This is a genomic window from Paenibacillus sp. LBL (assembly GCF_029893715.1).
In the GTDB taxonomy this organism is placed as follows: Bacteria; Bacillota; Bacilli; order Paenibacillales; family Paenibacillaceae; genus Paenibacillus_AQ; species Paenibacillus_AQ glucanolyticus.
In genome coordinates this window covers 345,503-370,427 of record NZ_JARXYU010000002.1, presented here as the reverse complement: position 1 = coordinate 370,427, position 24,925 = coordinate 345,503, and the positions used below count along the sequence as shown (strand labels likewise).

At 48.6% G+C, this 24,925-nt stretch carries 30 protein-coding genes; all 30 read right to left on the bottom strand.

Annotated features, from left to right (window positions below):
* Positions 1 to 131: 131 nt before the first annotated feature.
* Positions 132 to 767, bottom strand: coding sequence for a DedA family protein (locus tag M2277_RS06800; protein WP_036637295.1), 636 nt, complete (start codon positions 765 to 767; stop codon positions 132 to 134).
* A 17-nt stretch (positions 768 to 784) separates the two neighbouring features.
* Entirely contained in the window at positions 785 to 2,023 is a 1,239-nt protein-coding gene (locus tag M2277_RS06795) for an MGDG synthase family glycosyltransferase (protein WP_280754433.1), read from the bottom strand.
* Between the two features lie 70 nt (positions 2,024 to 2,093).
* Positions 2,094 to 2,711, bottom strand: a complete 618-nt coding sequence (locus tag M2277_RS06790) for a YqaA family protein (RefSeq protein WP_036637293.1) — start codon at positions 2,709 to 2,711, stop codon at positions 2,094 to 2,096.
* A gap of 320 nt (positions 2,712 to 3,031) precedes the next feature.
* Entirely contained in the window at positions 3,032 to 3,679 is a 648-nt protein-coding gene (locus M2277_RS06785) for an HAD family hydrolase (RefSeq protein WP_280754432.1), read from the bottom strand.
* A 31-nt stretch (positions 3,680 to 3,710) separates the two neighbouring features.
* Positions 3,711 to 4,103 (bottom strand): zinc ribbon domain-containing protein, encoded by a 393-nt coding sequence (locus M2277_RS06780; protein WP_006210853.1) that lies wholly within the window; start codon positions 4,101 to 4,103, stop codon positions 3,711 to 3,713.
* Positions 4,104 to 4,122: 19 nt separating this feature from the next.
* On the bottom strand, positions 4,123 to 4,608 hold the full coding sequence (locus M2277_RS06775) for a GNAT family N-acetyltransferase (RefSeq protein WP_082834461.1): 486 nt from the start codon (positions 4,606 to 4,608) through the stop codon (positions 4,123 to 4,125).
* Between the two features lie 39 nt (positions 4,609 to 4,647).
* On the bottom strand, positions 4,648 to 5,343 hold the full coding sequence (locus M2277_RS06770) for a YjjG family noncanonical pyrimidine nucleotidase (RefSeq protein WP_280754431.1): 696 nt from the start codon (positions 5,341 to 5,343) through the stop codon (positions 4,648 to 4,650).
* Between the two features lie 40 nt (positions 5,344 to 5,383).
* Positions 5,384 to 5,641 carry a hypothetical protein gene (locus tag M2277_RS06765; protein WP_036637290.1) on the bottom strand — a complete coding sequence of 86 codons (258 nt, stop codon included), beginning with the start codon at positions 5,639 to 5,641 and terminating at the stop codon, positions 5,384 to 5,386.
* Positions 5,642 to 5,650: 9 nt separating this feature from the next.
* Positions 5,651 to 6,235, bottom strand: coding sequence for a GNAT family N-acetyltransferase (locus tag M2277_RS06760; protein WP_006210857.1), 585 nt, complete (start codon positions 6,233 to 6,235; stop codon positions 5,651 to 5,653).
* A gap of 157 nt (positions 6,236 to 6,392) precedes the next feature.
* Positions 6,393 to 7,139 carry a GNAT family N-acetyltransferase gene (locus M2277_RS06755; RefSeq protein ID WP_280754430.1) on the bottom strand — a complete coding sequence of 249 codons (747 nt, stop codon included), beginning with the start codon at positions 7,137 to 7,139 and terminating at the stop codon, positions 6,393 to 6,395.
* Positions 7,140 to 7,249: 110 nt separating this feature from the next.
* Complete coding sequence (locus M2277_RS06750) at positions 7,250 to 7,792, bottom strand: GrpB family protein (protein ID WP_148247111.1); 543 nt, start codon at positions 7,790 to 7,792, stop codon at positions 7,250 to 7,252.
* Positions 7,793 to 7,816: 24 nt separating this feature from the next.
* Positions 7,817 to 8,494 carry a hypothetical protein gene (locus M2277_RS06745; protein WP_148247110.1) on the bottom strand — a complete coding sequence of 226 codons (678 nt, stop codon included), beginning with the start codon at positions 8,492 to 8,494 and terminating at the stop codon, positions 7,817 to 7,819.
* Between the two features lie 175 nt (positions 8,495 to 8,669).
* Entirely contained in the window at positions 8,670 to 9,215 is a 546-nt protein-coding gene (locus M2277_RS06740) for a GNAT family N-acetyltransferase (protein WP_148247109.1), read from the bottom strand.
* A 116-nt stretch (positions 9,216 to 9,331) separates the two neighbouring features.
* Entirely contained in the window at positions 9,332 to 9,556 is a 225-nt protein-coding gene (locus M2277_RS06735) for a DUF3139 domain-containing protein (RefSeq protein WP_253806143.1), read from the bottom strand.
* Between the two features lie 144 nt (positions 9,557 to 9,700).
* On the bottom strand, positions 9,701 to 10,867 hold the full coding sequence (locus M2277_RS06730; protein WP_280754429.1) for a purple acid phosphatase family protein: 1,167 nt from the start codon (positions 10,865 to 10,867) through the stop codon (positions 9,701 to 9,703).
* Between the two features lie 168 nt (positions 10,868 to 11,035).
* Positions 11,036 to 11,437, bottom strand: a complete 402-nt coding sequence (locus M2277_RS06725) for a NusG domain II-containing protein (RefSeq protein WP_006210864.1) — start codon at positions 11,435 to 11,437, stop codon at positions 11,036 to 11,038.
* 216 nt (positions 11,438 to 11,653) lie between these two features.
* Positions 11,654 to 12,124, bottom strand: a complete 471-nt coding sequence (locus M2277_RS06720) for a hypothetical protein (protein ID WP_148247107.1) — start codon at positions 12,122 to 12,124, stop codon at positions 11,654 to 11,656.
* Positions 12,125 to 12,139: 15 nt separating this feature from the next.
* Positions 12,140 to 12,679 carry a redoxin family protein gene (locus M2277_RS06715; RefSeq protein WP_036637282.1) on the bottom strand — a complete coding sequence of 180 codons (540 nt, stop codon included), beginning with the start codon at positions 12,677 to 12,679 and terminating at the stop codon, positions 12,140 to 12,142.
* Positions 12,680 to 12,690: 11 nt separating this feature from the next.
* Positions 12,691 to 13,221 (bottom strand): MauE/DoxX family redox-associated membrane protein, encoded by a 531-nt coding sequence (locus M2277_RS06710; RefSeq protein ID WP_063480575.1) that lies wholly within the window; start codon positions 13,219 to 13,221, stop codon positions 12,691 to 12,693.
* A gap of 22 nt (positions 13,222 to 13,243) precedes the next feature.
* On the bottom strand, positions 13,244 to 13,888 hold the full coding sequence (locus M2277_RS06705) for a hypothetical protein (RefSeq protein ID WP_076151379.1): 645 nt from the start codon (positions 13,886 to 13,888) through the stop codon (positions 13,244 to 13,246).
* A 225-nt stretch (positions 13,889 to 14,113) separates the two neighbouring features.
* A complete protein-coding gene (locus M2277_RS06700; RefSeq protein WP_063480573.1) occupies positions 14,114 to 14,719 on the bottom strand; it encodes a response regulator transcription factor in 606 nt (201 codons plus the stop codon).
* On the bottom strand, positions 14,716 to 15,837 hold the full coding sequence (locus M2277_RS06695; RefSeq protein ID WP_148247104.1) for a sensor histidine kinase: 1,122 nt from the start codon (positions 15,835 to 15,837) through the stop codon (positions 14,716 to 14,718). The genes M2277_RS06700 and M2277_RS06695 overlap by 4 nt, the downstream gene beginning before the upstream one ends.
* A gap of 13 nt (positions 15,838 to 15,850) precedes the next feature.
* Entirely contained in the window at positions 15,851 to 16,984 is a 1,134-nt protein-coding gene (locus M2277_RS06690) for a DUF418 domain-containing protein (protein ID WP_280754428.1), read from the bottom strand.
* Positions 16,985 to 17,267: 283 nt separating this feature from the next.
* Positions 17,268 to 18,722, bottom strand: coding sequence for a carbon starvation CstA family protein (locus tag M2277_RS06685; protein WP_036637270.1), 1,455 nt, complete (start codon positions 18,720 to 18,722; stop codon positions 17,268 to 17,270).
* 196 nt (positions 18,723 to 18,918) lie between these two features.
* Positions 18,919 to 19,656, bottom strand: a complete 738-nt coding sequence (locus M2277_RS06680; protein ID WP_280754427.1) for a LytR/AlgR family response regulator transcription factor — start codon at positions 19,654 to 19,656, stop codon at positions 18,919 to 18,921.
* Between the two features lie 18 nt (positions 19,657 to 19,674).
* The gene (locus tag M2277_RS06675; RefSeq protein WP_280754426.1) at positions 19,675 to 21,426 is read right to left on the bottom strand and encodes a LytS/YhcK type 5TM receptor domain-containing protein; all 1,752 of its coding nucleotides are present in this window, start codon (positions 21,424 to 21,426) and stop codon (positions 19,675 to 19,677) included.
* 176 nt (positions 21,427 to 21,602) lie between these two features.
* Positions 21,603 to 22,214 (bottom strand): GNAT family N-acetyltransferase, encoded by a 612-nt coding sequence (locus M2277_RS06670; protein WP_036637264.1) that lies wholly within the window; start codon positions 22,212 to 22,214, stop codon positions 21,603 to 21,605.
* A gap of 15 nt (positions 22,215 to 22,229) precedes the next feature.
* Positions 22,230 to 22,907 (bottom strand): DUF6320 domain-containing protein, encoded by a 678-nt coding sequence (locus M2277_RS06665; RefSeq protein WP_152826160.1) that lies wholly within the window; start codon positions 22,905 to 22,907, stop codon positions 22,230 to 22,232.
* A complete protein-coding gene (locus M2277_RS06660; protein WP_280754425.1) occupies positions 22,904 to 24,175 on the bottom strand; it encodes an alcohol acetyltransferase in 1,272 nt (423 codons plus the stop codon). Before M2277_RS06660 ends, M2277_RS06665 begins: the two co-directional genes overlap by 4 nt.
* Positions 24,176 to 24,198: 23 nt before the next feature.
* Positions 24,199 to 24,900, bottom strand: coding sequence for a YkoP family protein (locus tag M2277_RS06655; RefSeq protein WP_063480565.1), 702 nt, complete (start codon positions 24,898 to 24,900; stop codon positions 24,199 to 24,201).
* Positions 24,901 to 24,925 lie beyond the last annotated feature (25 nt).

Below are 24,925 nucleotides of genomic sequence, written 5' to 3'. Positions count from 1 at the left end.
GTTTATTCTATTCAATCACTTACCTAAATCTCTTTAAACGCATTATGTATGTGTGCAGCTACGCTGTAAGCAGCGGTTGCAAGGGCATTCAAATCTGCAGACCTTTTATTTTAAAATGCAAATCATGCCATTCATTCATTTCTGGTGGCATTGGAGAGCTTTTTGGCTTTCTCACGTTTAACGCGATTCCACACAAGCAGGATAAGAAAGGAACAAGCCAGACAGATAAAGATTACCTTCAGATAATGTTCGACCACATTCAGAATATACTGCCACTGCTCGCCAAAGATATAACCTATGCTGAAGAAGGATATTACCCACGCTGCGACCCCCGTGTATCCATAGATCCATACCGTCCGGTAAGGTACTCGAATCATGCCGATAAAGTACCCGATGAATTGCCTCACCCCGGGGATGAAAAAACAAATAATGAGCAGCTTATTTCCATACTTGTTGTAATACACCTGTGTTTTCTCCACAAGGGATGGCTTAATGAAGAGCCATTTTCCATAGCGTTCTATGAGCGGCATCCCCAGCTTATATCCAAGGATATAGGTAATGGTTAACCCTATGGCTGCCCCTATAAAAGCTGATCCAAATGCAGGGACCATCTCAACGATCCCCTTATAGGTCAGGAACCCGGTGTAGGTTAAGGTGCTGTTTCCAGGAGGAATTGGAAGAGCAATAAAATCAAGGGGCAGCCCAATCAATAACACCAAATAACCATATTGTTCAAATAACTGCTCAACCAATTCCAACAAATTCATGGATAAACTCCTTCATCTTACCGATAACTGTCATAGTAATGGTGTAGGGCCTCGTTCTCAAAGACCTCTCTGTTCAGCACCCCGTACGGTACAGCTGTTATGTCGTCTGACCATTCGCGAAGCCGATAGCTCTGTTGAATATGGAGCAATCTGGTCAGAACCGATAGTGCGGAATCTTTATGGGTATTGATTGCGGCTTTGTGCTTCATCTCCTGCAGAAGTGCCGGAGTCGTAATCAACTTCAGCAATTGCTGTTTCAGTTCACCAGCCATGGCTTGCTGAGCCACGCCGATTCCCACCAGATAATCCGCATTATCCTGCTCTTGACCCGGCAGCGGTTTAACTAATAACATAGGACGCTCCATCGTCAACGCTTCGGATATGGTGAGTCCTCCTGGTTTTGTCACCATCAAATCAGCCATCGCCATCAATTCATGCATACGATCTACATAACCCATGACCGTTATTTGGGAATGATCCGAAAAATCCTCCTGCAGCGATTGATACAACTTCGCGTTACGGCCGCACACGATCATAAATCGCACATTCTGCGGGTATTCCCGTGATTTCATCCATTCGATAACCTCTTTATCGATCATGCCTTCTCCTCCGCCCATGATCAGCACAACCTGCTCAGATGCATGTACGCCGTAATGGTCTCGCAGCCGGCCCTGATCCACCGGTTGGCTGTAGAGAGGATTGACGGGAATTCCGGTGACTGAGATTTTTTTACTTGGCACGCCTTTGCGCTCCAGTGCAAGCTGTACGACATCAGAACCCACCATATAATAATCCGTGTGAGAATGTATCCAGTAGCTGTGATCCGTGTGATCCGTCATGACGGTAGCCGTTGGCACATCGGTAAAGCCCATTGCTTTCAATAAGGACATGCCTGCTGCTGCCGGGGGGAACGTACTGACTACAATTGCCGGCTTCTCCGTCTCCAGCATTGTGCTGAGTTTATGCAGGCTGAAAGTACTGAAGCGCTTCAGCATCTGAATCAGGGTGTTTTCCTCACGTGTTTTTTGAAATAGATAACCGTAGACGGATGGGAAATGCTTCATCCACTGCACAAAGAAATACTGGCCTGCCACATGCAGCCGTGGATGGGTTAGCTCCATATAATCCATTACTTTAACGCGCAGATGAGGGTAGTTTTTTTTAGCTGACTCCACAATGGCCTTCGACGCCTGGTTGTGACCCTCTCCCAGGCTTCCGGTTAATATTAATATTTTTTGCTCATTTATGGATCTCATTGATATTACTCCTTATCTAACGTTATGTGTTGCTTATTCGTTAATCAAAACTTCATCATCGAACCATCAATCATTCTTCACCTGCCGTCACATCAATCGAATCTTTTGGAGGCTGCACCACTGAGGTCTCAGAGCGTTTTTTCTTGCGGTTCTTAATCATCCGTACTGTGAACCAAACGCCCCCGATCAGAATCCCAACAGACAACAGAATAATCGTGAGTACACTATCCACCATATTCTCAGCTGCGCGGCCGTAAACATAGAACAGCACGCCCACGGTATAGAACTTCACTGCGCGGCCGATAGCCGCATAACTGAGAAGTTTCCATAAAGGATAGTTCATGCAGCCAGATAGAATGGTAAATATTTTAAAGGGAATCGGCGTGAAAGCTCCAACAAGTATGGCAGCTTCGCCATGCTTGGTGAACAATGCGGTTGCTGAATCATACCATTTTTTCTTCATGATCTTGTTTAAGACTAAACTGCCGGAAACTTTTCCAATTCCATAACCGATAGGCGTTCCAATCAAACACCCTGCAAATCCGATCGTCGCGAGCCAGATCGCCCGGTCCGGGCTCAGAGCGCTCAGGGACAGCTGCGAGAACAGTGCCGGAATCGGAAAAATAATCGCATCGATCATGGCATGAATAAATAATCCGATATCGCCTAAATTACGTAAAAAATCCATCAGGCCTTATCTCCTCTGCTTGGTTACCACCTACGCAACCCGTATATTGTGCGATATCGTTGTTTAGAATCAAATCAGTAAGCATCCGTTCACATTCCTCTCCCGTGTCTTGTTAATGCAAGGATATCATGATCGGAGAGGGTTATCTTCCGTCTTCAGACGATATTCATCCTAGACTTAGGTCTAGATACTAATAGTAGATATAATATAGTAGATATAGTATAAACGAGTTTTATGATCAATAAGTTGGGTTTATGTCCATTTGGTGTAAAACAAAAAAAAGCCCAGCCGCAATTCGCGGCCAAGCTCTAGGTAATATTCTATTCGAATTGGCAGATCTGCGCAACTTCCGAAACGGCATGCACCACATAATCGGCTTGGGATAAATCCTGATTTCCCGAATTCGGATTCACGAAGCCGATGCATTTCATCCCTGCCGCTTTCGCTGCGGCAACACCATGGCGGGCATCTTCAAGCACCATGCAATCTTGTGGCTTCACCCCCAACAATTCGGCAGCCTTGAGATATACATCCGGTGCTGGCTTCCCTCTCTCCACTTCTTCTCCACTCACAACGCATTCAAAATGATCTAGCAGATCAAACTTGCGGAGAACGGCCTTAATGAATACAGGTGGCGATGATGACGCAATAGCCGCCGGAATATTCCGTGCTTTGAGCTCTGCCAGGAGTTCCCGTATGCCATCGATAGGCTCCATCTCACTTGAAGTCAGCATTTCGATTTTGTTGGACAACTGGTATTCAATAATTTCTGAAACGGATGGAGTCAGATTATGCTGTTCTTTCACGGCTGCCCACATCTCCGGATTGGTCATCCCCGCGTACTGCTCCAGCTGTTCATGGGTTATAGCCGACCCGTAATAGTTCATAACCTGAATATCCACTTCAAAGTGCATGGGCTCGCTATCAATAATGACGCCATCCATGTCGAAAATAAAAGCTTGTATCATGTTCATACCCCTTTGTTGTATTGTTTCTTGCTTAACCCCATATGATATCCAGCACCGTTCCCAGCGCCCCGGATTTATGGCCCCGCAGGACATCGGGATTGAATACCTCTACGAATCCGCACCGGGTGCAGGATACGAACAAATAATGGTGATAATCGATATCGAAAATTTTGCTAACACCGGTACCGCTCATGCTAACTTCCTGCGAGATGCAATCCCGATGACCACAGCGTCGGCAATTGAATTTGCTGATCATCAATTCCTCCATGCTGAGGCAGCCCGCTTCAGTTAATGGATCACTCTGGACGCTTGTCTCTTCGTCCGGCCCAGATATCAGATGCTCAGGCAATACCTCGTGTTTACATACCGGACACGTCTGGTCAATCAAAGCTACATCGCTCGCACACCATGGGCATTGAACCACACCAGCACCTTCCTCCCAATCATGTAGACAACAACGTTCTCTCAAACCCTACTCGTGAATACCCTTCGGCAAAATAATTAAGCTCGTAACGGGTTTGTTGGTATCCGAGGCGTTTGTAAAAGTTGAGAGTACCTTCATTCCCAGGGTGACCCAAGGTGAATAAAACGGCTGTGAAATGGCCTCGATCCCGAATGCCTGCACATACGGCATCCAGTATGCCGGCGCCAATTCCCTGCCGTTGATATAACGGAGAAACCACCACACCAACAATTTCATATCTTTTCAGATCAGAATTCCATATGTATCCAGCATGACCCACAACATCTTCTGTATCCCTAACAGCCACCCAGTATTTCGCATCATCCTTATGTTTTAAATAAAGATTCCACCTTTCAGGATACAATCGCTGGACAAAGCCAGGAAATTGCAGTGGATGTCGCCCCATTAGCTCCAACACAAGTTTACAATCTTGTTCCTGAAGAAGTCTATAATGGATCATGATCATGATACCTACATATTCATCCTGCCCATCGAAACCGATCCTCTAAAAGGATATAATATCGTGTAACTCCTCCAGCGTATGGATCTCATATTTGGGTTGAATGGACGTGGAGTTTGCCTTGCGATGCGGGTTATACCAGCAAGTATCAACCCCGTAACGAATGCCGCCCTGTATATCGGAAGTTAGAGAATCACCAACGATGAGGACCTCCTTCTTATCGGGGTGGTTCAATTTATCGAAGGCATAATCAAAAATCCCTTCGTGGGGCTTTTGAGAACCGGCATCCTCCGAGACGATAATACATTCAAAGGCATCACATAACGCAGAACCGTGAATTCGGTTAAACTGTACTTCCTTGATTCCGTTCGTAATGATGGCCATTCGCTGCCCGCGTTCCGCAAGCTGACTGCATAGCTCTTTTGCCCCTTCGATCAGGTATGAGCCCTGCCCTAGATACTTAATGTAGGTATGGCTGAATGCATCGGCATCCAGGTCACATTCAATACTGTGTTCGGCCAGCAGCCTTTCGAATCTGGCTGTTCGCAGTTCACTCTGCGTAACGCTTCCTTGCTCGAATTCGTTCCATAACTGCTGGTTAATACGCCTGTAGCTGTCCACGATAGCGGCCGTGCATTCCTGATCGATCTCGCCAAATGAACCTGACAATGCAAAAGCCTCCGACTTGGCATAATCATACAACGTATCATCTGCATCGAATAATATAACCTTATATCGCAACGATGTGCCTCCTCGCATGCTTTATTCTTGTTTACGCTGCTTACTCCGATGCCGATTCGGATGGCAGATGTTCTCTGGACTTTTGATTCAGTTCATGAATCTTTTGTCTTTTTTGATGGACCACATAATCCCTGCCACTCTTCACCAGCTTCATCTGATAATGGAGTATTAAAGATAACAATGTAATCATAACACCTGCAGCCAGCATAATCATGATCCACTCATCCACTGCCAAGAGCATAATGAGCAGCAGCTCAACGACGATGAATATCCCTGCTCCCAAGGCAAGAGTTTTCATATTACCTCCTTAACCCTCTTTGCTGAGCCTATAGTAATGATGAAGCTCCTGATCGAGCTCGACCTCGCCGACGTACGTAAACCCGCATTTTCGGATAACTTTATTGGAAGCCTCATTGCCGGGCAGAGCAGCAGCACATAATTCGAGCTCCCCTGTATTCTGGAACAAAAACTCGATTAATCCCCGAGCAGCCTGGGTTGTATATCCCTGATTGTGATGCCGGTTGGACATTCCATACATGATTTCCCTGTTAGGATAAGGCAGCCCGTCCTTGGGTCCTGTGTTGCACCAGCCAATGGTCTCTCCGGTATCCTTCAACACAATAACTAATCGCAGACGCAGTTGGCCCACATCCCCGCCGTCCTGAACGGCTTGCAGGAACTGTCGATTCTCAACCATCTCATAGTTGGTCAGCCAATCAAGGCGCTGTTCCTTCGGCACATCCCAACCTGGCAGGTACTGCCTGATCTCCGGTTCATGCGTGATCTTGTATATGGCATCCAGATCCTCCAGCATATATTCCCTAAGAACAATATCCTCACATTCAATCATAAAGGGTTTGCCTTGCGGATCGGTCATTGTATAATTGTTCAAAATAGTCCTCCTACATTCATTTCCTTAACGAATCCGGCTTAGACTGCTTCCTCTAAAACCGGGTCTTCCGCAGCCTCTTCCATGATTATACAACGGTTACTGATACAGAGTAACCCCCGGCGCGCGAGGCATAGAAGCTCGAACCCCCTACAAGCACCTAACGCGCTACCTGTTTACGTCTATACCAATACGTATAAATCTCTTTATACTGTAACCGATCATACAAACGGTTAGCTGTAACATTATTTTGTATCACTTGCAGATAACTGCAAGTTGCACCTTTCGCTTTTGCCCATTGAAGGATGTGCAGCACCAGCTGCTTGCCGAAACCCCGATTTCTGGCAGCTGGCGAGGTGGCAATATCATAAAGCCCGAGAACCCCCTGCTCCAAAGCTCCAATCCCGCAGGCTACGGGCTTGGATTGATCATATAGAGTAAAGAATCCGTATGGAATAACAGATTGACATAACAACCTTCTCGTAGTTGCCAGATCCTGCTCTGACTGTCCCGTTATCACTCCCAGATTATGAAGCCAGTCATCGCTTACATGCTCCTGAACGGTCACTTCATGATGAGTAGGGGCCTCGATATCATGCAAATGCTCCAGGATTCTGACACTGGATGGATCAACAACAGAGTAATTCATAGAATCTAATGTTGAATCCAGATCGGGCGGGTTGAATGGCGTGATTTTGAAAATAACATCAAGTCCGGCATCTGCATAACCTCTCTCACATTGATGAATCTGCGCGTGAAGATCTATCGGATGCTCTGAATATAACGCGCTGATTGAGTTGGACCTCTTCGTAAAACCGTCTGCAAATCGCAGCAACCAGCCATGCTGGACCACCGTCTGGATGGCCGGCCACGCATTCAGTGTCAGTTCTTCAATTCGCTTATGCATATTTACCACTCCCTATAACCTGTTGAGAATAAATATACATTTCATCGAAAATTTATTCAATAATTTGAGCAAATTGATAGGAAGCTGCCGATTACACGCATGCCTCTCCTCTAGCTTCCAAGTACACGCTGGATAAACTCTGTTTTTGCAGCCGTGTATGCCTCTCGATCATCCTGATTCTCTTGTGCCAGCTTCACTTTCAATTCAGCATATTGCTGAGCCCACTTAGGCTGCTCCCTAAGCCGATCCCGAAACTGAAGCTGCTTCTCCCATCTCGGCTCCTTGTCCAGCATCAGATGCAAGTGACACTCTCGCCGATCATTCCTGACTCTGACAAAAAATCTTCGGTACGTTCTCCCATCCAACTCTGGTGGAACATAGCTCCAGCGATGCACCTCCAGCATCTCAGCTATACAGTCAATCTCTTCAAAAGATTGGATCTTCGCCATGACATCGATAATCGGTTTTGCCGGCATCCCAGGTATGGACGTGCTTCCGATATGTTCGATCTGCACAACACCATATTGTGCCAGCAACTGCTTAAGTTCGGTAACCTCATGAAGTCCTTTGTTAAGCCAGGCAGGATCCGGTGCGGCAATACTAATCTTCTCCGTTGCCCAATCGGGCCAAGCTTCCTGATGAAACTCCCCCATGTCATTCACCTCGTGTTTAATTGGTTAAGGTCTGTATTGTTCTTCTAATAGGATGGCAGAGTCTCCCGCATACCGCACATGAAACAAACGATCTACGAGATTCATCGTGACCATTTCATGAAGCTTCACTTCAACCGTTCTTGACCCGTCCAGTACATACAGCAATGCATCCGTTGGGAGGTGTATATGCGTATCGTCTGTTACCGGATTGCGAATATAGAATCCATTGCTTAAAGAAGCAGTGTCAGGAACGCCATCCTCGGCGGCAGCTTGCTCTGCTGCTTCAGCTGAGAACCATTCTACATCATCCAATACAAGGGAATAGCCGGCAGCTTCCTTCTTAACAGCTAGAATAAAACCCAGCTTTTCCTTAACCTGAGGCAGATGATCTACGATCTGATTGAGTTTCTTCATATCAGCTTGGACCTCGGAAATGGCCTCGTCGCTCATGCTGCTGACCGCCACAGCCTCCTGTTGCTGATGAGCATCGGATTGTGGATTAACACGATCCATCTGCGTAATTTTGGACTGGGCCAGCAGCATATCATCCTGTAATTGCTTCATGTTCTCTTCTACTCTTTGAATGCTCTGGGCATTCTCTTGCTTATTCTTATGTAAGGCGTTGAATAATACCAGATTTGAAGCTAAAGACACGATGATTAACAATATCAAACCGATGGCAACCTTAGGCATTTTGGACATACACGTACCCTCTCCCGATCGATAATCAACAGCCTATATTTCGAAATACAATGGGGCCGAAGCATGATACCCCCTCCACAGCGCTGATGATATTGATATAACGCAAAAAAACGAAGACCCAGCCTCAAAAGCTCCCGTCTCAGGCCTCGAGTCTCGGTAAAACGCTTCAAGCACTTTACTCCAGGCGTTCATTTCGGATAACCATATGAAGATGGTCCTCCCACACACCGTTAATTTTCAGGTATTTGATTGCCATACCCTCTTCATAGAAGCCTAAGCGTCTCACCACATTCAACGAGGCTGCATTCCTCGGCATGATATTGGCTTCCAGCCGGTGCATCTCCAGTGTATCAAAGCAATGGGATACGACAGCGCTCAGCGCTTCGGTCATATACCCTTTTCCCGTGTGACTCTGTGCAAGCTTGTAGCCGACATGCCCCGATTGAAATACGCCCCGAACGATGTTGCTGACCGCTACGGATCCGATGATCTTGTCATCCTGATGCAGCCACACCTTGAACAGGGTGCCGTCAGCTATACTGCGTCTTTCCGCCGCAAGAAGCTCTGTTTGTTTACCAATCGTAAAGTATTCCGGTTCCCTTACAGGCTCCCAAATTTTGAAGTAAGGCTCGTTCCCGACGATAAAATCCACCACTTCTGCTGCCCGATCCTGATCCAGAATCTTCAACTGCAGACGTGATGTTTGCCATGCAATGGACATGTGATGCTCCCCCTTGTAAACGTATCCAATACGTAAATAATATCATATCAATCTCTAGGATTATAATGTTTCAGTTGTGATCGGGTAATTCCGCGAGCTTCTCCCTCGGGAGTCAATCAGTACTCGAACTGCATAATATGGTTGTGCGCAAAATAGATGTATTCGACTTCTGGCTCATCCTTGAAGATCACAACCGTATAAAATGGAGGCAGCTTCACTCCCCATATGCCTTGAACGGACTGTATCTCTTCTTGCCGATAATGCTCTTCTTCAAGAAGGTAAGCGTTGACCCTTTTGGCATAGAGCATTTCATTAACCTGTACGTACACAATGGGAGACAATACAACAGCACCAACAGAATCAATAGTGTAATTTTGAACTTCTTCATCCTATTCCCCTGAACCCTGCGCAACAAATTGATCTCCATCCCATATCAAGGTAGACTCGATTTCTTTTCCTTTCGAGTTATTATAATAACTTTTTTATTAGATGAAATCTCTTCTGCCCTCAGTGTTTTTTCGTATCTGCAGTTGGTCAAATAACCGCCCCTGGTCATCGACGGCACGCAATTCCAAACGGTCCGTTGTAACAACCACTTGAAGAAAATGCGGTACGGCCAAGGACTGCGATGTATGCCACTCTCTCTTGGGAAGCAGCCAGTCCGGCATGGCCCCGGCACCACCTGCTACAATGTAAACAATCCCATGATCGTAATCAATTATCCCGTCTCGGAGCGGATGGCTTCGCTCATATACAATCGTGTGCGAGCTCATAACCAAATCCACTCCGTACTCTTCAAATACCGGACAGAGCTGCCGGAGAGCCTCCACTTGGTAACCGCCTGAAACATACGGTGGATAGTGAAAAAACACGATGTTCCACCGCGCAGACGACGATTCCAAATCACGCACCAAAAAATCATATTGCGGATTTCCCGGACCCATCACCCCGGAGCTGTAAGGATAATCTTTCTTTTTTATCAAATCCGTGCTGTCCAAACAGACGAAATGAACATCCCCATAGTTGAAGGAATAATAGTTCCGAGGTTCAGGAAAAGCAAAAAGGTTATAATACCAGGATGCGTTGTCCTCATGATTCCCCAGGCAGCTGTAAAATGGCGTATCCACAAAAAAATCGCGGCCGGGTCCGAAGAAATATGTATTCCAATCCTCATCGTTCTTCCCGTCATTGACAACATCCCCGACAAATAAGGCAATATCGGGTCTATACTGCTTCATCTGGCTGAATATCCTCTGATTGATAAGACCGTCTGTAGCATCAAACCCGCTGTATCCTCCGGTTTCGCTGGTCACCGTAAAGGAGAATGGCACACCGCGTCCTACCGCGGTCTTGAACATATACAGCTTGGATTCAATCACACCTGATTCATTGCGTGAGTGAATCTTGTAATAATAGATGGTCCCCGGCTCAAGACCCTCTACTGTAATTTGGTGAATCCTGGATTCAGACCCGACAGTGAACGTGCCGAATGGCTTATCCGGCAACTTGTAGTTCCCTTGATATCCGCTGTGTATTCGCTCAGCCAGCAAGACGTCCACTCTGGAGGACGCAGGTAACGAAGTTTCCCACATGACGGTTATACAATGCTCAGCCGGGTTTTGGAGATACGGTCCTTTTACAATGGAAAGCATTTTACTCCCCCATCCATTTTATTTCTCGGCAATGTGTTGTTATGCGACTCATCCTCTAATTATAACGATCTTTCCGCGAAAAAGTTACGAGTGCTTCACCATAACATTGGCCTTGAAAAACCGAAAAAAGCCGACTTAATCAGCCGGCTCCTCCACTATTCTATTCGCTTATCCAACCACGGCATCCAGATCCGACTCTCCCTGTTCAGTCTCCGGAACCAACACTTCAACCACGACTCTTGTCGGAACGCAAATGATCTGCTGGTATGGCTTTGAAATAAACCCCATATCCAGTGCAATGCTCTTCGGAGCATCCGAATATATCATCTGTATGCCGTAATCATAAACTTTCAGCGTGTTATGGCCATATTTGGTCTTAATATCAATGACACGCTCGTCTCCGATCAAAGGGACCGTCTCATATTCCTTACCATTGACCGTGATCAACGCCTGGAGCTGCCCCTGCTCATACGCCACATGCTGATGGCTCCACCATTGAAGAACCGTTACAGATCCAATAATCAGGATCATAGTGAACAAAATGATATCCCCTCGTTTTACTTTAGCCATGGCCGCATGCCCCTTCCAACCCTATTAGGAAATTAAGTATGCATGATTTATGACCAAGTTGAAATGATTTCCGTCATAATCTCCAATTTCCTGGATGTTTGTTCGGCTAACAGCTTGTACAAAACGAAAGGGGGACCTGTTTATTTGTCCATTGGTCCGAAATCAGCATAGGTTCGGCTGAATTTTTGCGAGAATGCGCTGATGATTGCGAACAGCTCAATACATATCCGTTGACCTGCATGCACAGATGACATAACGTCCATAGACCTGTGCGCCCTGATAACACCAATCCCGTCCGATGTAAGGATGCGCTTGTTGGGAGATGCAATCCTGACACTTCGCCCGCTGCCCGACCGGATCACTTGTATACCACCACCCGGCAGGATAAGGACATAACCCTTTGCAATCAGTGATTACCGTGTTGGGTGTACAAACGATATAATCTGAAGGGCAGGAGGCGTCTGCCCCGCAGCCCGTGCAATATTGTCCGTGCGGAGGTCTGCAAGGGCCCGCGGCGAACGAGATTTTGACGATTTCATCATCGTCAGGCCGAACCAATATCTTGGCCAGCGCCTCTGCCGTCTTTTGCGCAAATTGGTTCAGAAGCGATTTGCGATTCATTTTCCGGGTAACCTGACTGATCAGCACCTGTGTCTCTTCATCCTTGCTCTCCGGCTTCCGCCACATGCTCTACACCCCTTCTTAAGAAGCTCTTGCTGCCTTCGCATACGCCTCGAGCTGTTCCCGGCTGTTAACCAGTCCCTTGTGCCGAATGACACCGTTCGTATCCACCGCATACGCATAAGGTGTAACCTGCACATCCAGATGGTTGGCAAACTCCGAACTTACGATAAGCACCTCATCCTCATATGCGATTTTTCGGATATAATCCGATGCTAAATCCACAGACGAGAATAACAGCAGGACCGGTTTCACGTTGTTCATCTCGGCAATCCGCTTGAAATCCGGCAAAATGTCGGCGCATTCCTTACACGTCGGTGAGCCAAAAAGCATTAAAGACGGCATGCCCATCAGCTCGCTGGTGGACCACTCAGTTCCTTGCAGCTTTGTTGTCACGGCTTCGGGAATTTTTTTGCCGACAGGAATACCGGATTGATTCACGCCCCTCGCGGTGCCCATCACCATAATTCCCAACTGCCGGAACAGGACCAGATTCAGAATCACCAAGGGTACAACCAGAAGCCATAGAATGGAATAAGAGATCCAGAAGAATGTGTTCATCGGCAGCCTCCTTAAAATCTTTTGAGTTTGGCATAATGAGGTGCGGCAATATCGCGGTACAATCGGATCGCATGCAGGGCATCCGGGACCCCCACCATGATGAGCAGTGCAAGCAGCAGCAGCATGCCCTCCATTAGCAGACCTGTTATGGTGAAGGAGTAACCGTACACAAACCAGTCGGGATTGCTGTATGCCGCCAAACCGATGGAACCCATAACTAAATTGAACAATATCAACGGCCAGCCCAGCTTGGAATTAATCTGAGGACCCAGACAGCCGCAGTCCACCCTCCCCTTTATCCTAATGAAGTAAGCCACACCCAATCCCTGAGTGAAATAAAGTACCGAGAGGATCAGGAAGCTGACAGCTGATGGAAAGCAGTATATCAAGGTAATCGACACCGCTTGTGAGAGGATGAGTTGAACATGCAGACGGGCACTTCCGGGAAAATGATCCGGATCACCGAATACACGGCTCCAGACAAAACTCACCACCGACAAGAGCATGGGAAGCGTAACCGATATGGCAACAAGCTCATACATAGGTCTATCAGGCTCCTTAACTTTAGTAGCTGATGATCCAAATGATGGATCCGATAATCAGCAGCTTGGAAACGGCTTGCCGCACCGCGGTGAGCAGCGTGATGCTGTGTACTCTTTTTTCAAGCATGCGATATACAATAGAGCGGATCAGCGGCAGGCTGAATACCATCCCCCGAACGAACCCGAACGTTATGCCAGCCAGCAAACTCAACCACCACGGTGAAGCAAACAGGGAAACCAGAATATAGGCGTGAAACAGCACGCCCACTTGCAGCGTGATGAATCCCAAACCCAAAATATGTCCCCATAATGCAGCAGAGCGATAACCTGCGTGCTTGATCCACTCCGATGGAACGATGAAATTGCCTGATGGAAGAATTCCCGTTCGATGAATCAACTCCAACACCAGGAATACGGCAAACAGCGTGATAATGATGTAGTTCTGATACAGACCGACAGGGGTGAATTTGAGCAAAAAATTAAAGAGCCCTATTGCCAGTCCCGTCACGGCTCCTCCCAGCGTGCAGGACGCAATATACACAAGCGCATATCTGAATTTGCTGACCTTCGTGCTGTCCAGGCTGCCCAATACATTCAAGCCGCAGGTTGTATCCACACTGGCAATGGCGGCACCGATGGCAAAAATGAATAGCAATATCGACAACAAATCATTCCACCTCCCACAATTCCTTTCGGAATGAATGCTCCATCACTTCATCTTATGAGGGACGCTTGTCGATTAATTACGGAAATAATCCATAGGGCATGGGCATGCTCTTTACATGGCTATCTGATTTAGAAAAAAATAAACCGTCCATGGACAATATCCATAGACGGTTTCTGCTTATGCTATTGCTGGATACGTGCTCAGGATCATGATGCACAACACGAATCAGAGCCACCCTTTATCCTCCGCGATGGCGGCCGCCTGCTGCCTGGAATCAGCCTCCAGCTTCTGAATGGCAGAGGACAAGTAATTGCGTACGGTCCCTGTAGTCAGAAATAGAGCCTTGCTAATTTCGCCTGTCGTCATCCCTTCCTTGGTCAAGCGAAGCATTTCGATTTCCCGCTCGCTCAGCGGATTCTCTCCCTTCATGAACAGTGCCGCCGCCAGATCGGTGCTGACGACTCGCTCGCCCTTCATGACCCGCCGAATGGCCTCGATCAAGAAATCGATCGGCTCATCCTTTAAGAGATAACCCTCCACCTGCGCATTCATCGCTTTCTGCAAATAGCCGGGGCGCGCGAAGGTTGTAACGATCATAATCTTGCACGGTAAGCCGGCATGCCGGATATTCTCGGCCAGCTCAAGGCCGTTGATGCCAGGCATCTCGATGTCGAGCAGGCATATATCCGGCTGATGATGCCGTATTGCTTCCCATGCTTGTTCCCCGTCCGGCACTTCCGCCACCACCTCGATATCGTCTTCGAATCGGAGCAGCGAGGCGAAAGCGCCGCGAAGCATTTTCTGATCTTCGGCAATGATAATCCGAATCATGAATCGTCCTCCTTCTCGTGCTGGTGAATCGGAAGTTTCAGGGACAGAACCGTCCCTCCCGCAGGGGATGGGCAAATCGCGAAGGAGCCTCCTAAGATCTGCATTCGCTCCACCATTGACGGAATGCCATTCCCGCCTTCCTGCTGCGCAACCCCCTTGCCGTCATCTGTAATATGGATGACGTAGGATTGCTCCTTGACTTCCAGCGTGATCGTGCACCGCTTTGCACCACTGTGCTTGATAATGTTGGTAGTAGCCTCGCGGACGCACAGCGACAGCATCGTCTCTTCCACGCTGGATAACAGCGGTGTCTTGCCATGATATTCAATATAAAGTGCGATGCCTGCCGTTCGGAGCAGTTCTACCGAATGCTCCAGTTCGCCGGGAAGAGAGATGAACTTCATCTCCGATACCAGTTCCCTCACCTGCTTGATCGCCGTTCTGGAGGTAGCCAGAATATCGCCTAGCTCCCGCTTCGCCTGGGCAGTATCTTTATCTACCCACTTGGTGGCCAGCTCGCTCTTCAATTTAATCATCATCAAGGTCTGTCCCAAGATGTCGTGCAGATCTCTTGCAATCCGCTGCCGTTCTTCCTGCTGAATATATTTCGCAATCTGCTCGTTCGCAGCATCAAGCTCTCCTTGAAGGCTTTTGGATTTCTCCTTGATATAAATGACGATGGGGTACACCGTCTGGATGATCATCACCGGCAAGTACACGGCATTAGATATCTGGAGCAGCGGTTCCATCCGAATGAAGAACACGAACATAAAGGAAAGGGCAATGCCCGCGCTGCCGATCGCGATGTGCCCTTTGGATCTGGACCTGCCAAGCAGGTCGGCAAAAATAAACCCGAACCATAGGATGACCGGACCGATATACACCGCGAGGACCGCAAGAACGAACAGGCCGGACAATACGGCCGCCAGCAGCCCGCCGTCCCGGCGCCACAACGCAAAATAAAAGGAGACGAGAAACAGCAGGAGCAGCATAAGACTGCTCCATAGTCCCAGCGCCCCATCCAAACGGAGCACGCGGTAGAATAAAAACACGATCAGCACGAAATCTATGAGCAAATAATTTTTAATTTGGTCTTTCGGATACAGCTTGTCGAGCATCCCTAACCCCCTGCTAATTTCTATCGAATAATCCTATTGCCGTTTTGCGGAATGTCTCCATAGGCCCCAGCCGGAAGCTTCGCAGCCACAAGGATGCAAATCCGAGAAGGGATACGGAGATCAGCAGCCAAACAACGATAATGGCGGCGGAATTCAGCTTGCCGGCCAGTCCCAACCCCCAGCCGTAGAAAACGGCGGATGCGATGAGGTTCTGGATCACATAACAACTCAAGGACATTTTCCCGGCATTCTCCAGAAGACGCCACAGCCCATCCCACTTCGTATATTGTATCATTTTGGCAATGATTGCTATATACCCTATCGACATCAGCGGGGCAAACAAGTATCGGACCGGCAGGTCGAATGCCCCACCCGGGATAAAAATGAGCAGATTCAGAGGCAAACCGGCATATAGACCGATCTTCAACAGCTTCTCCCTCAGCTTTTTGCCATTCTCATCCGGTGAGAACACCCCTGCGCGCATGAAACGAACGCCCAGCAGGAACAGGAATATGTTCAGCGGGATGACGAAGATGGCCTCTATCCGGAGGGGAAGGAAGTTGGCCAGGCGGTAGCTGACTTGATCAAGCCACGTCCCTTCTTGATATAGTGTGATGACGGCTTCGAAGCTGCCCGGCGATAGACCGCCGCTTGTCAGCATCAGTGCAAGGAGGGCCAGGAACATCGCTGCGTAGAGGCAGCCGATCACGTTCATCGTGCGGGCGATGAGACGGTCGCCGCCCTTCACGATAAAGGCTGCAATAACGGCCGTCACGCCATAACTCATTAAGATGTCATACTCCATGACCAAGATAAAATGCACCAAACCTTCAACGAACAGAAACATGACGGCCCATAAGTAAACGCCAGGCCATGGCTTTCCTATACGTTTTGCCTGACGGTACTTCATCTCCAGTCCGACGCCGAACATGATCGTCAGTAGGCCGAGCAGTTTCCCGTTCACCAGAAACAGCACGATCATGCGAAGCAAATCGTTCATCTCCCACCAGCCCTCGTAGTTAGAGGTGGTGATATAGTTCAGGTCTCCCGCATGAGCGAAAATCCAGATATTCGTCCCGAGCGTTCCCAGGATGGCGAAGCCTCTCAATATATCCAGCAGGCGGATGCGGTTCGTTCGTTGTTCCATGGTTGCCTTCCCTTCTTCCCTCGTAGGTTAATCTCGCAGCTTTATTGTAAATGCGAACCGTGAGGAGCAACATTCACACCTGTAAAGAAATCCATATGACACCTGTCATAAATAGAGTTGGAGTTTGGGCGCGCATGAAAAAAGGTCGAAGACAAGAACTCATATAGAGCCTGTCTTCGACCTTTTTGGCCGTTCATGAATGAGAATTGGGGCTACGCCCTGTAGACTATCTACTATGGGGACAATTTCTTAGCTGTTGGCATCGCGGGATACGGACTCTCGATCATGATGCGATGTTGCGGTAATCGGAGATATCCACCTCCAGCGACAGCTCGGCTGCGCGAGATTTCTGCGCCGCTTTGAAGAATAGGATCACGAGCACGACACTGATAACCGCACCTGCAACATACGATACATTCAAGGACTGCCTGAAGCCGATTTCGGCGTTCAAAATATACACCGTGGTTGTATAGAGTATAAACGCACCCGGAATCAGAGCCACCCAGTAATTCTTACGGGCAATGAACAGGTACATCGCACCGACAAACAGAGCAATGGCGGCTGTCGCCTGGTTGGCCCAAGAGAAATATCTCCACAGAATATTGAAGTCAATTTGCGTTAACGCAATGGAGATCACAAAGAGCGGAACCGCAATGAGCAGACGTTTTTTCATGCTGAACTGAGGTAGCTTGATATAATCGGCAATGATCATCCGCGCACTGCGGAAAGCGGTATCACCTGACGTAATCGGCAATACGATGACACCCAGCACAGCCAGTGTGCCTACTACGGCTCCTAACGTTACCTTCGCTACTTCACTTACCACGAGACCTGTTCCTCCTGTAGCAAGCAGCTCATTCAAACCGTTGGCCCCTTGGAACAAACTCATGGCAGCGGCCGCCCACACCATCGCAATAATGCCCTCGGCAATCATCATACCGTAGAAAATTTTACGTCCCTGCTTCTCGGTCTGCGTAGTCCGGGAAATGATCGGTGTTTGGGTTGCATGGAATCCGGACAGAGCTCCGCAGGTTATAGTTAGAAACAACAGCGGGAAGATCGGCATTTGATCAGGATGAAGATTGGCTAGAGTCAATTCCGGTATGGGCACCTGCTGAATGATCAGCATTCCGCCGACACCTAATGAGGCAACTAGCAGCAGTGCACCGAAAATGGGATAAAACCGGCCGATGATCTTATCGATCGGCAGCAGTGTAGCCAAAATATAATAACCGAAAATAAACAGTGTGATGATCAACAGGCTGACTTTGCCGTTCATCAGGTTGTGAAGCAAACTGGCCGGTGAAGTAACAAAGACTGTACCCACCAGAATCAGCAGCAGGATCGCGAAAGCGTTCACAACATGCTTCATCACTTTCCCCAGAAACTTGCCTGCAAGCTCCGGCAAATGCGCGCCGCGGTTACGGATCGAGATCATGCCTGTCAGATAGTCATGGACGGCTCCGGCAAATATACATCCGAGCACAATCCAGATAAAAGCAACCGGTCCATACAGTGCTCCCATAATCGGGCCGAAGATCGGCCCTACACCGGCTATATTCAGGAGCTGAATAAGAGAGTTTTTATTGGAGCTCATGGGGAGGTAATCAACGCCGTCCTGATTGACATAGGCTGGAGTGGCCCTCTCTTCTTTAACCCCGAACATTTTTTCAATGTATTTACCGTAAGTAAAATATCCGGCAACAAGCAGAATGATGGATATAATGAAGGTATACATGCCTTCGCCCTCCTCTATTGGAATCGCTTACATTGATTATAAACAATTCAGCAAGACGAGAGGTCGGTTTTGAGTTAACATGTCGTTCCCGCTCATCAAGATGCGCAAAATGAAGATTAACACGCATATCATGGCATGTACATCCAGCTCTATTTCTATATCATCCCTTACTGCATTGCTACCCAAACACCGCTTGCTATAACTCCATGGCTTCGCGAAACGCCTTGGCATAGTTTCGGCTCACAGCAAGTTTATCGCTGCAGTCCTTAAGCTCAAGCTGGAATGCACCGTTAAACCAGGGAACCAGCCTGTTAACATAATCCAGGTGAACCATGTAGCTTTTGTGGATTCGAAAGAACGGATACTTCTGCAGTTTGGCCTCCAGCTCCTTCAACGGGGTTTTAACACGGTAATGCTTATGGGCTGTGACGATCTTGGAATATGTATCCTCACGTGAGATATAGATAATTTCGTCCGGATCGATAAAGAGAATCTCGCCGTTCTCTTCCAGCGACAGCTTGCCGGAGGATTTAAGAGGAAGATGTGCGGCGGAAGCTTCTTTATGAAAAGCTTTTTCCAGACGCCTTACGGTCTCTGCCAGACGTTCCTCGTCAATCGGCTTTAACAGATAGTCCAGCGCTTCGAATTGAAAAGCCTCCACGCCAAATTGAGGATACGCCGTTGCAAACACGATTTGGGGGGGATTCTTCAATCTCGTTAATGCTCTTGCCGTCTCAAGTCCGTTCATCCGCGGCATTTCTACGTCCAGAAACACCGCTTCCGGCTGCAGCTGCATCGTCCTTAACACCGCCTGTTCCCCGGAATCTGCTTCCCCGACAATTTCCAATGCCGGATGCTGCTTTAATAGAAAGATCAGTTCTTCACGGCTGTAACGTTCATCGTCCACGATCAGTGTTCGAATACGTTCGGTCATGTGATGGGTCCCCTTCCTTCATGAATGGATTTTAACGTTAACTGCAGGCGGAATTCGGAAATTGATTTCGGTTCCTGCCGATTTGTCACTCTTGATGTTTAGTGATGCCTCGGGTCCATACATCAAGGTTAACCTTCGATTTACATTGTACACGGCCATTCCGGTTCCCGATGTTGAATCGAGCATTTGGCGGCCCAGGTACTGAAGCCGTTCCGGCGTAATGCCCTCTCCATTATCCCTGATCGTGACGGATACGCCTGAGGCAGGTTCACCCTCAACGAGGATATCGATGACACAGTTGTCCGTCTTGTCCCTGAAGCCGTGACGTATGCTGTTCTCCACTAACGGCTGCAAGGTCAGCGGCGGCACCAGCGCATGGAGCGCGGCATCCTCCACCTCATAGCGAATAAACAGTTTATCCTCGAATCGAGTCTGTTCAATGCTCATATATGAACGTATATGCTGCAGCTCATCCTGAAGCGTCGCCTTCTCAGAGGTTGCTGCCGACAGATTCTGACGGATATAATTCGATAGATTCCGCAATAGTTTTCTTGCCTTCTCTGCATCAATCCGCGTTAAAGATAGTATGGTATTCAATGTATTAAACAGAAAATGCGGATGGATTTGGGCTTGCAGCGTCTTAATCTCAGCTTCTCTGGCAAGCTCCTTGGTTTCGGCCAACTGAGCGGCCTCCAGCTGGTAACTTAACAACATGGTAAGACCGGACATCAGTTCCTTCGTTACATGCGAGATATCCTTGGGACTGCTGAAATAGAACTTTAGGGTACCCACGGTGTGTTCCCCTTGTTTCAAGGGCCCGATGATCACCGCCCCAAGCGGACATTCCGTCTTCTGGCATTGAATATGATCCCGATCGGCGATCAATTGCTCCCCTTGTTCAATGACCCGGCGTGTTACTTCAGTCTGCAGCGGTCGGCCTGCTGCGTGGTGGTCATCCCCTGTCCCGATATGAGCCAGAATAACACGATCATCGGTCATGGCTATGGCACTGGCTTTGACTTCTTCGTATAAGATCCGGCATACCGCCTCCGCAGACTGTGGATTCATGCCCTGACGCATGTAGGCAAGCGTCCTGCGAGCGATACGAAGTGAGGTTTGGGCCTGCAGGGCAGCAATCCTCTCCTCTTCATTCAATACGGACCGGATAATCAGCAGAAATAAAGCACATCCGATCCCGTTTGCTACAATCATCGGAACTCCAATATATCCAACCAAAGACACGGCCTGTTCAAATGGCCTCGACAAGAGCAGGATGATCAGCATCTGAAGAGATTCTGCCAACGCCCCCATTAACAGTGCCGCTGAAAAAGAAACCTTCTCATTCTTCTTATGAAACAAGCTGGCCAAGAGTCCTGCTAATATGGTGGCCAAGCCACAGGCCAGACTCGTAAAACCGCCTAATGTAAAACGATGGAGTCCTGCTATCAGGCCTGCGCCGAGCCCGATTCTCCAACCTCCGAACATTCCGGCCATGACTACGCCGACAACCCGGGAGTTTGCAATCGCTTCTTCTCCGGTAACCTGCATCATCCATTTGTTCACTTCAAGCGATTCGGTATTTACGGTTATGCCCGTATACGTTCCGACGATACCCAGAACGCCAAAAACCAATATGGCTTGCAGCTGCTGCACAGGCGCCAGCTTGTCCTGACTTATCATCGTCCGAAAAAATCTCAGACGGGTAACAATAAAGGCAATCGTCACAATGATCCCGATCCGCTCGGTCATCGTGATCAGCAGTTCAAACATGGCGTCACCCCGCAATCCACATCTATTCGGTACTCAACATCTTCACTTCAGTATGAAGTATGCCGTTAAGCTGGCGATACATACTAAAGTATCATGTCTGAAGCTCAAAAAACAAGAAACCTCCCGCTTCGAATTGGAATCGAAGCCGAAGGTCAGAAGGTCGTTCTCTTTCAAGATTATCTATTCAGGTTTAGGTTGAGGGGCTTACTCCACTCCATATAAATGCGTTCATGGAATCCTGAATCCTCCGAGTGCCCTTCGGGCTTGCGTTCAATCTCCCGAAATCCTAATTTCGGATACAGCCGAAGCCCGGCTTCGTTGCTGTTCGCCACTTCCAGGACATAACGCCTGTAGGGCAGCTCCTTCATCACATGCTTCATCAACGCAGTAGAAACTCCTTTGCCGCGTGCTTTTTCCGTTGTGGCCACACATTCGATATAGCCGGTATCGTCATCGTATGGCAGCGCCAGATTAAATTCGTTTTTCATAACCTCATAAGCCAGTTTGCCGGTCTTGTCTCCAAGAGCATCCTGAAGCGGGGTTAACGCCACCGGCATCGCCCGCTGTCCGTTATGGGAACAAGCCAGAATCCCGATGATCACGCCCTGCACCTCAGCCACATAAAACACCTCAGGACTGAACAAGTCTTGAAAGGCTGTTTGCAGCGTGTTCCTGTCCTGCGTGAAATAGGACAGCTCGTTATAGTACCCGTCAACAAATACCTCGGCCACTTCCCTGCGAACGTCACGGTCATAATCTGCCATTCTTCGAATCCTGATTGTATTCACCCTGCATTCCTCCTGTCAAAAATGTAATCTGCGCTTGATGTCCTGGCGGAATCCCTTGTCAGCGAGCAGGCACATCCCGCCAAAGGTGAGCAGCGCGTACAGCGCAGCCGCAACGGCTGTCCATAACACGTGCGACATGCCGACGGCATACAGCAGCAAGGGGATAAATCCAAGGAGAATCAGGGTTAGCAGGTATCCTGCGAACTCCCGCCAACGCATTTTTTTCGTGCTGCAGATCAGCGTTATGAAAAAGGTTGCCGCCATCATCAGGAACGGGATGACGTAGCCGGTCGACCAGTAATTTGTATCCGCCACCACATTGATCCACAGCAGCATGCCGGACAATCCGAGCAGTTGAACGATGACCTTGCCGCCAAGATGTGATCGGGACATCAAGGTATGTCTGATGAACAGCCAGGCATACAGCACACAGGGCATCAGATACAGACTCCACCAAACATCGCGATTTCCCAGCGCGTTAATTATGACGGAAACACTGATGACGGCTACAACAATAAAGGCGAGCCACTTGGAGAGAAGAGTGCTGGCACGCTCCTCCTCCCGAACCGTATAGGCGGGATACCATCGATTACCAGCTAATAATGCTGCATCCTTGCCATGTAAGTTCCTACGGCACAAGGGACACGCTGCATGCACCGGATCCACGGTAACGCCACAGCTCTCGCATCTCATGCCCCCATCCCCCAATCATTGCTGATAATCCTCACGTCCAGACCGCTTAAGCCGGAGAGCTGGCGGAAGAAGTGTTGGATCACATCGTTTTCGACGATATTCCGTGCAAAGGTGATTGTGAGCTGATCGTTAATGGAGCATACGGCACAATTCATCGGGCTTTTGGCTGTGGGATACATCGTTGTTTCCATCGCTTCAATATGCGCTCCCATGCTGGCAGGAATATCGATTCGGCCGAGATTGGTAAGCGTGAGGGTTTTGGCTTCCTCACCGTAATGGTCGAATCCATACCGAATCGCGAGATCCTTCAACTTCAGGGGTGTAAATCTCGATAGAAGGTTCTTCTCGTACTTCATGCTGCTGGCCATCGCTTGAGTTAGATACAGCTTGGTTGTTTTTTCTTTCATCTGGGCTTGTACAATTTCGAGCACCTGCTCGAATGTCATGCCTGCTTCGATCCGCACGCCGATGTTAATAACCGCAAAAAAATTACGCAGGCTGCTGGAAGGAAAGATTTTTCTCAGATTCACTGGCATGCTGATCACAATAGGTCGGTTCTCGTTGTTCAAGGGAAGCGTGGAGTCATGAACCGCCATGATCAGAAGTGCCGTCAAGTAAGCAGTAAGGGTTGCCCCGTGCTGCTTGGCTGCTGCATTCAGCCGGGAGGCGTGAATCATTCCGTGGATCACGTTGTGACCATAAGGCGAAAAGCGCGTACCTGGAATCTGCAAGGCCTCCGGCGTCCTGATTTCCGAAACCGTGGAGGTATAGTGAGCCTTAAAGCTGTCCTGCGCTTCGGCATAACGGGCAAAGGAGGCGGGCGGCAAAATTAGCCCATCCCTGTCCTCCACACTCTCACCGATCCGATATAAATACTGGAATACCAGGGTTTTGAGAAACTCAAGCGCCCCTCCACCGTCGGTCAGTGCATGGAATATCTCCACACTGATCTTGTTGCCGTGATATAGAACCCTCACCAGACTTCCGTTAGCTCCCGATAGCGTGACAGGTGCACAGGGATAGGTGGATTCCGGCTCCACCATCAGACGTGTCTCCTTCTCCCTCAGGAATTTCCAGAACAGGCCGTTTCTCAGTTCGACATTCAATAGCGGAAATCTCGATATGACCTCATCCAATGCCGTCTGTAAAACCTCTTCGTGAACGAGACTCGTCAGCATCATCGACAACCTGTAGGTCGAAGAATTCTCCCTTCCCGCCACCGCGGGGAACAGTTTCCCGGCGTGGTCCAGTTTATACCAATCCTCCATGTATGGATCTCCTCCTTCAACCTTTAACCTTCAATCGTAGCCGATACCAGACTTGCCCCATATCCATCTTCATGTGCCTGCCTTCTATCCGGCATTGAAAAGCGTTTCCTCAGCGAAGACCGGGTATGGATCAGCATCATCGGGACAAGCAATTCGGTTCTTCGTTCGATGCGGCTTTTGCCCTCCGGGTGCATGACAGACAGCAGCATGCGGAGGTACAAAGTCGTTATCTTCTGAAAAATGTCGGGTTTCATCTCTTGATGCTCGAATCCGAGTCCATGCGTCAGGCCGCGGTGCAGCAGCGTAATTCCGACCAAGGCGCTGACCTCGCTGAACTCGGTCTGGTTTTCGTAGGCACAGCTTATCTGCTTCATGGATTTTCTTCCGAGCCTCGCGATTTTCAAAGCCGCACGATCCGGTCCTTCCGACCGAATTAACCTCAGGATCGTTTCGTTGTCCAGATGAAGCTCACCGATTAAATCTCCATTATGTATGACTGTGGAATCCTCACAGACGATGGGTTCCCCCTGATGCTTCTTAATCATCACCGTGCATATGCCAAAGTGTGAGATATGCGAGCTGCGAAACCGGGATATGAATGCAAAGATGCGTTCCCATATCATCCAGGTGCTCTGCATGACGGATTTAAGCAATTTGTGCAGCAGCTGTAACACCACCTTACTTTTTTGATTGAATATTCCTTGCCATGAATCCCCCTGCAACATTCGTTAAACACATCATACCGGATAT

Excerpts from the sequence above, each read along its gene's own strand:
- M2277_RS06800 (WP_036637295.1), bottom strand. The coding sequence starts at position 767 with ATGAATTTGTTGGAATTGGTTGAGCAGTTATTTGAACAATATGGTTAT.
- M2277_RS06795 (WP_280754433.1), bottom strand. The coding sequence starts at position 2,023 with ATGAGATCCATAAATGAGCAAAAAATATTAATATTAACCGGAAGCCTG.
- M2277_RS06790 (WP_036637293.1), bottom strand. The coding sequence starts at position 2,711 with ATGGATTTTTTACGTAATTTAGGCGATATCGGATTATTTATTCATGCC.
- M2277_RS06785 (WP_280754432.1), bottom strand. The coding sequence starts at position 3,679 with ATGATACAAGCTTTTATTTTCGACATGGATGGCGTCATTATTGATAGC.
- M2277_RS06775 (WP_082834461.1), bottom strand. The coding sequence starts at position 4,608 with ATGATCATGATCCATTATAGACTTCTTCAGGAACAAGATTGTAAACTT.
- M2277_RS06765 (WP_036637290.1), bottom strand. The coding sequence starts at position 5,641 with ATGAAAACTCTTGCCTTGGGAGCAGGGATATTCATCGTCGTTGAGCTG.
- M2277_RS06755 (WP_280754430.1), bottom strand. The coding sequence starts at position 7,139 with ATGCATAAGCGAATTGAAGAACTGACACTGAATGCGTGGCCGGCCATC.
- M2277_RS06750 (WP_148247111.1), bottom strand. The coding sequence starts at position 7,792 with ATGGGGGAGTTTCATCAGGAAGCTTGGCCCGATTGGGCAACGGAGAAG.
- M2277_RS06745 (WP_148247110.1), bottom strand. The coding sequence starts at position 8,494 with ATGTCCAAAATGCCTAAGGTTGCCATCGGTTTGATATTGTTAATCATC.
- M2277_RS06740 (WP_148247109.1), bottom strand. The coding sequence starts at position 9,215 with ATGTCCATTGCATGGCAAACATCACGTCTGCAGTTGAAGATTCTGGAT.
- M2277_RS06730 (WP_280754429.1), bottom strand. The coding sequence starts at position 10,867 with ATGCTTTCCATTGTAAAAGGACCGTATCTCCAAAACCCGGCTGAGCAT.
- M2277_RS06725 (WP_006210864.1), bottom strand. The coding sequence starts at position 11,437 with ATGGCTAAAGTAAAACGAGGGGATATCATTTTGTTCACTATGATCCTG.
- M2277_RS06720 (WP_148247107.1), bottom strand. The coding sequence starts at position 12,124 with ATGTGGCGGAAGCCGGAGAGCAAGGATGAAGAGACACAGGTGCTGATC.
- M2277_RS06715 (WP_036637282.1), bottom strand. The coding sequence starts at position 12,679 with ATGAACACATTCTTCTGGATCTCTTATTCCATTCTATGGCTTCTGGTT.
- M2277_RS06710 (WP_063480575.1), bottom strand. The coding sequence starts at position 13,221 with ATGTATGAGCTTGTTGCCATATCGGTTACGCTTCCCATGCTCTTGTCG.
- M2277_RS06700 (WP_063480573.1), bottom strand. The coding sequence starts at position 14,719 with ATGATTCGGATTATCATTGCCGAAGATCAGAAAATGCTTCGCGGCGCT.
- M2277_RS06695 (WP_148247104.1), bottom strand. The coding sequence starts at position 15,837 with ATGCTCGACAAGCTGTATCCGAAAGACCAAATTAAAAATTATTTGCTC.
- M2277_RS06690 (WP_280754428.1), bottom strand. The coding sequence starts at position 16,984 with ATGGAACAACGAACGAACCGCATCCGCCTGCTGGATATATTGAGAGGC.
- M2277_RS06685 (WP_036637270.1), bottom strand. The coding sequence starts at position 18,722 with ATGTATACCTTCATTATATCCATCATTCTGCTTGTTGCCGGATATTTT.
- M2277_RS06680 (WP_280754427.1), bottom strand. The coding sequence starts at position 19,656 with ATGACCGAACGTATTCGAACACTGATCGTGGACGATGAACGTTACAGC.
- M2277_RS06675 (WP_280754426.1), bottom strand. The coding sequence starts at position 21,426 with ATGTTTGAACTGCTGATCACGATGACCGAGCGGATCGGGATCATTGTG.
- M2277_RS06665 (WP_152826160.1), bottom strand. The coding sequence starts at position 22,907 with ATGAGATGCGAGAGCTGTGGCGTTACCGTGGATCCGGTGCATGCAGCG.
- M2277_RS06660 (WP_280754425.1), bottom strand. The coding sequence starts at position 24,175 with ATGGAGGATTGGTATAAACTGGACCACGCCGGGAAACTGTTCCCCGCG.
- M2277_RS06655 (WP_063480565.1), bottom strand. The coding sequence starts at position 24,900 with ATGTTGCAGGGGGATTCATGGCAAGGAATATTCAATCAAAAAAGTAAG.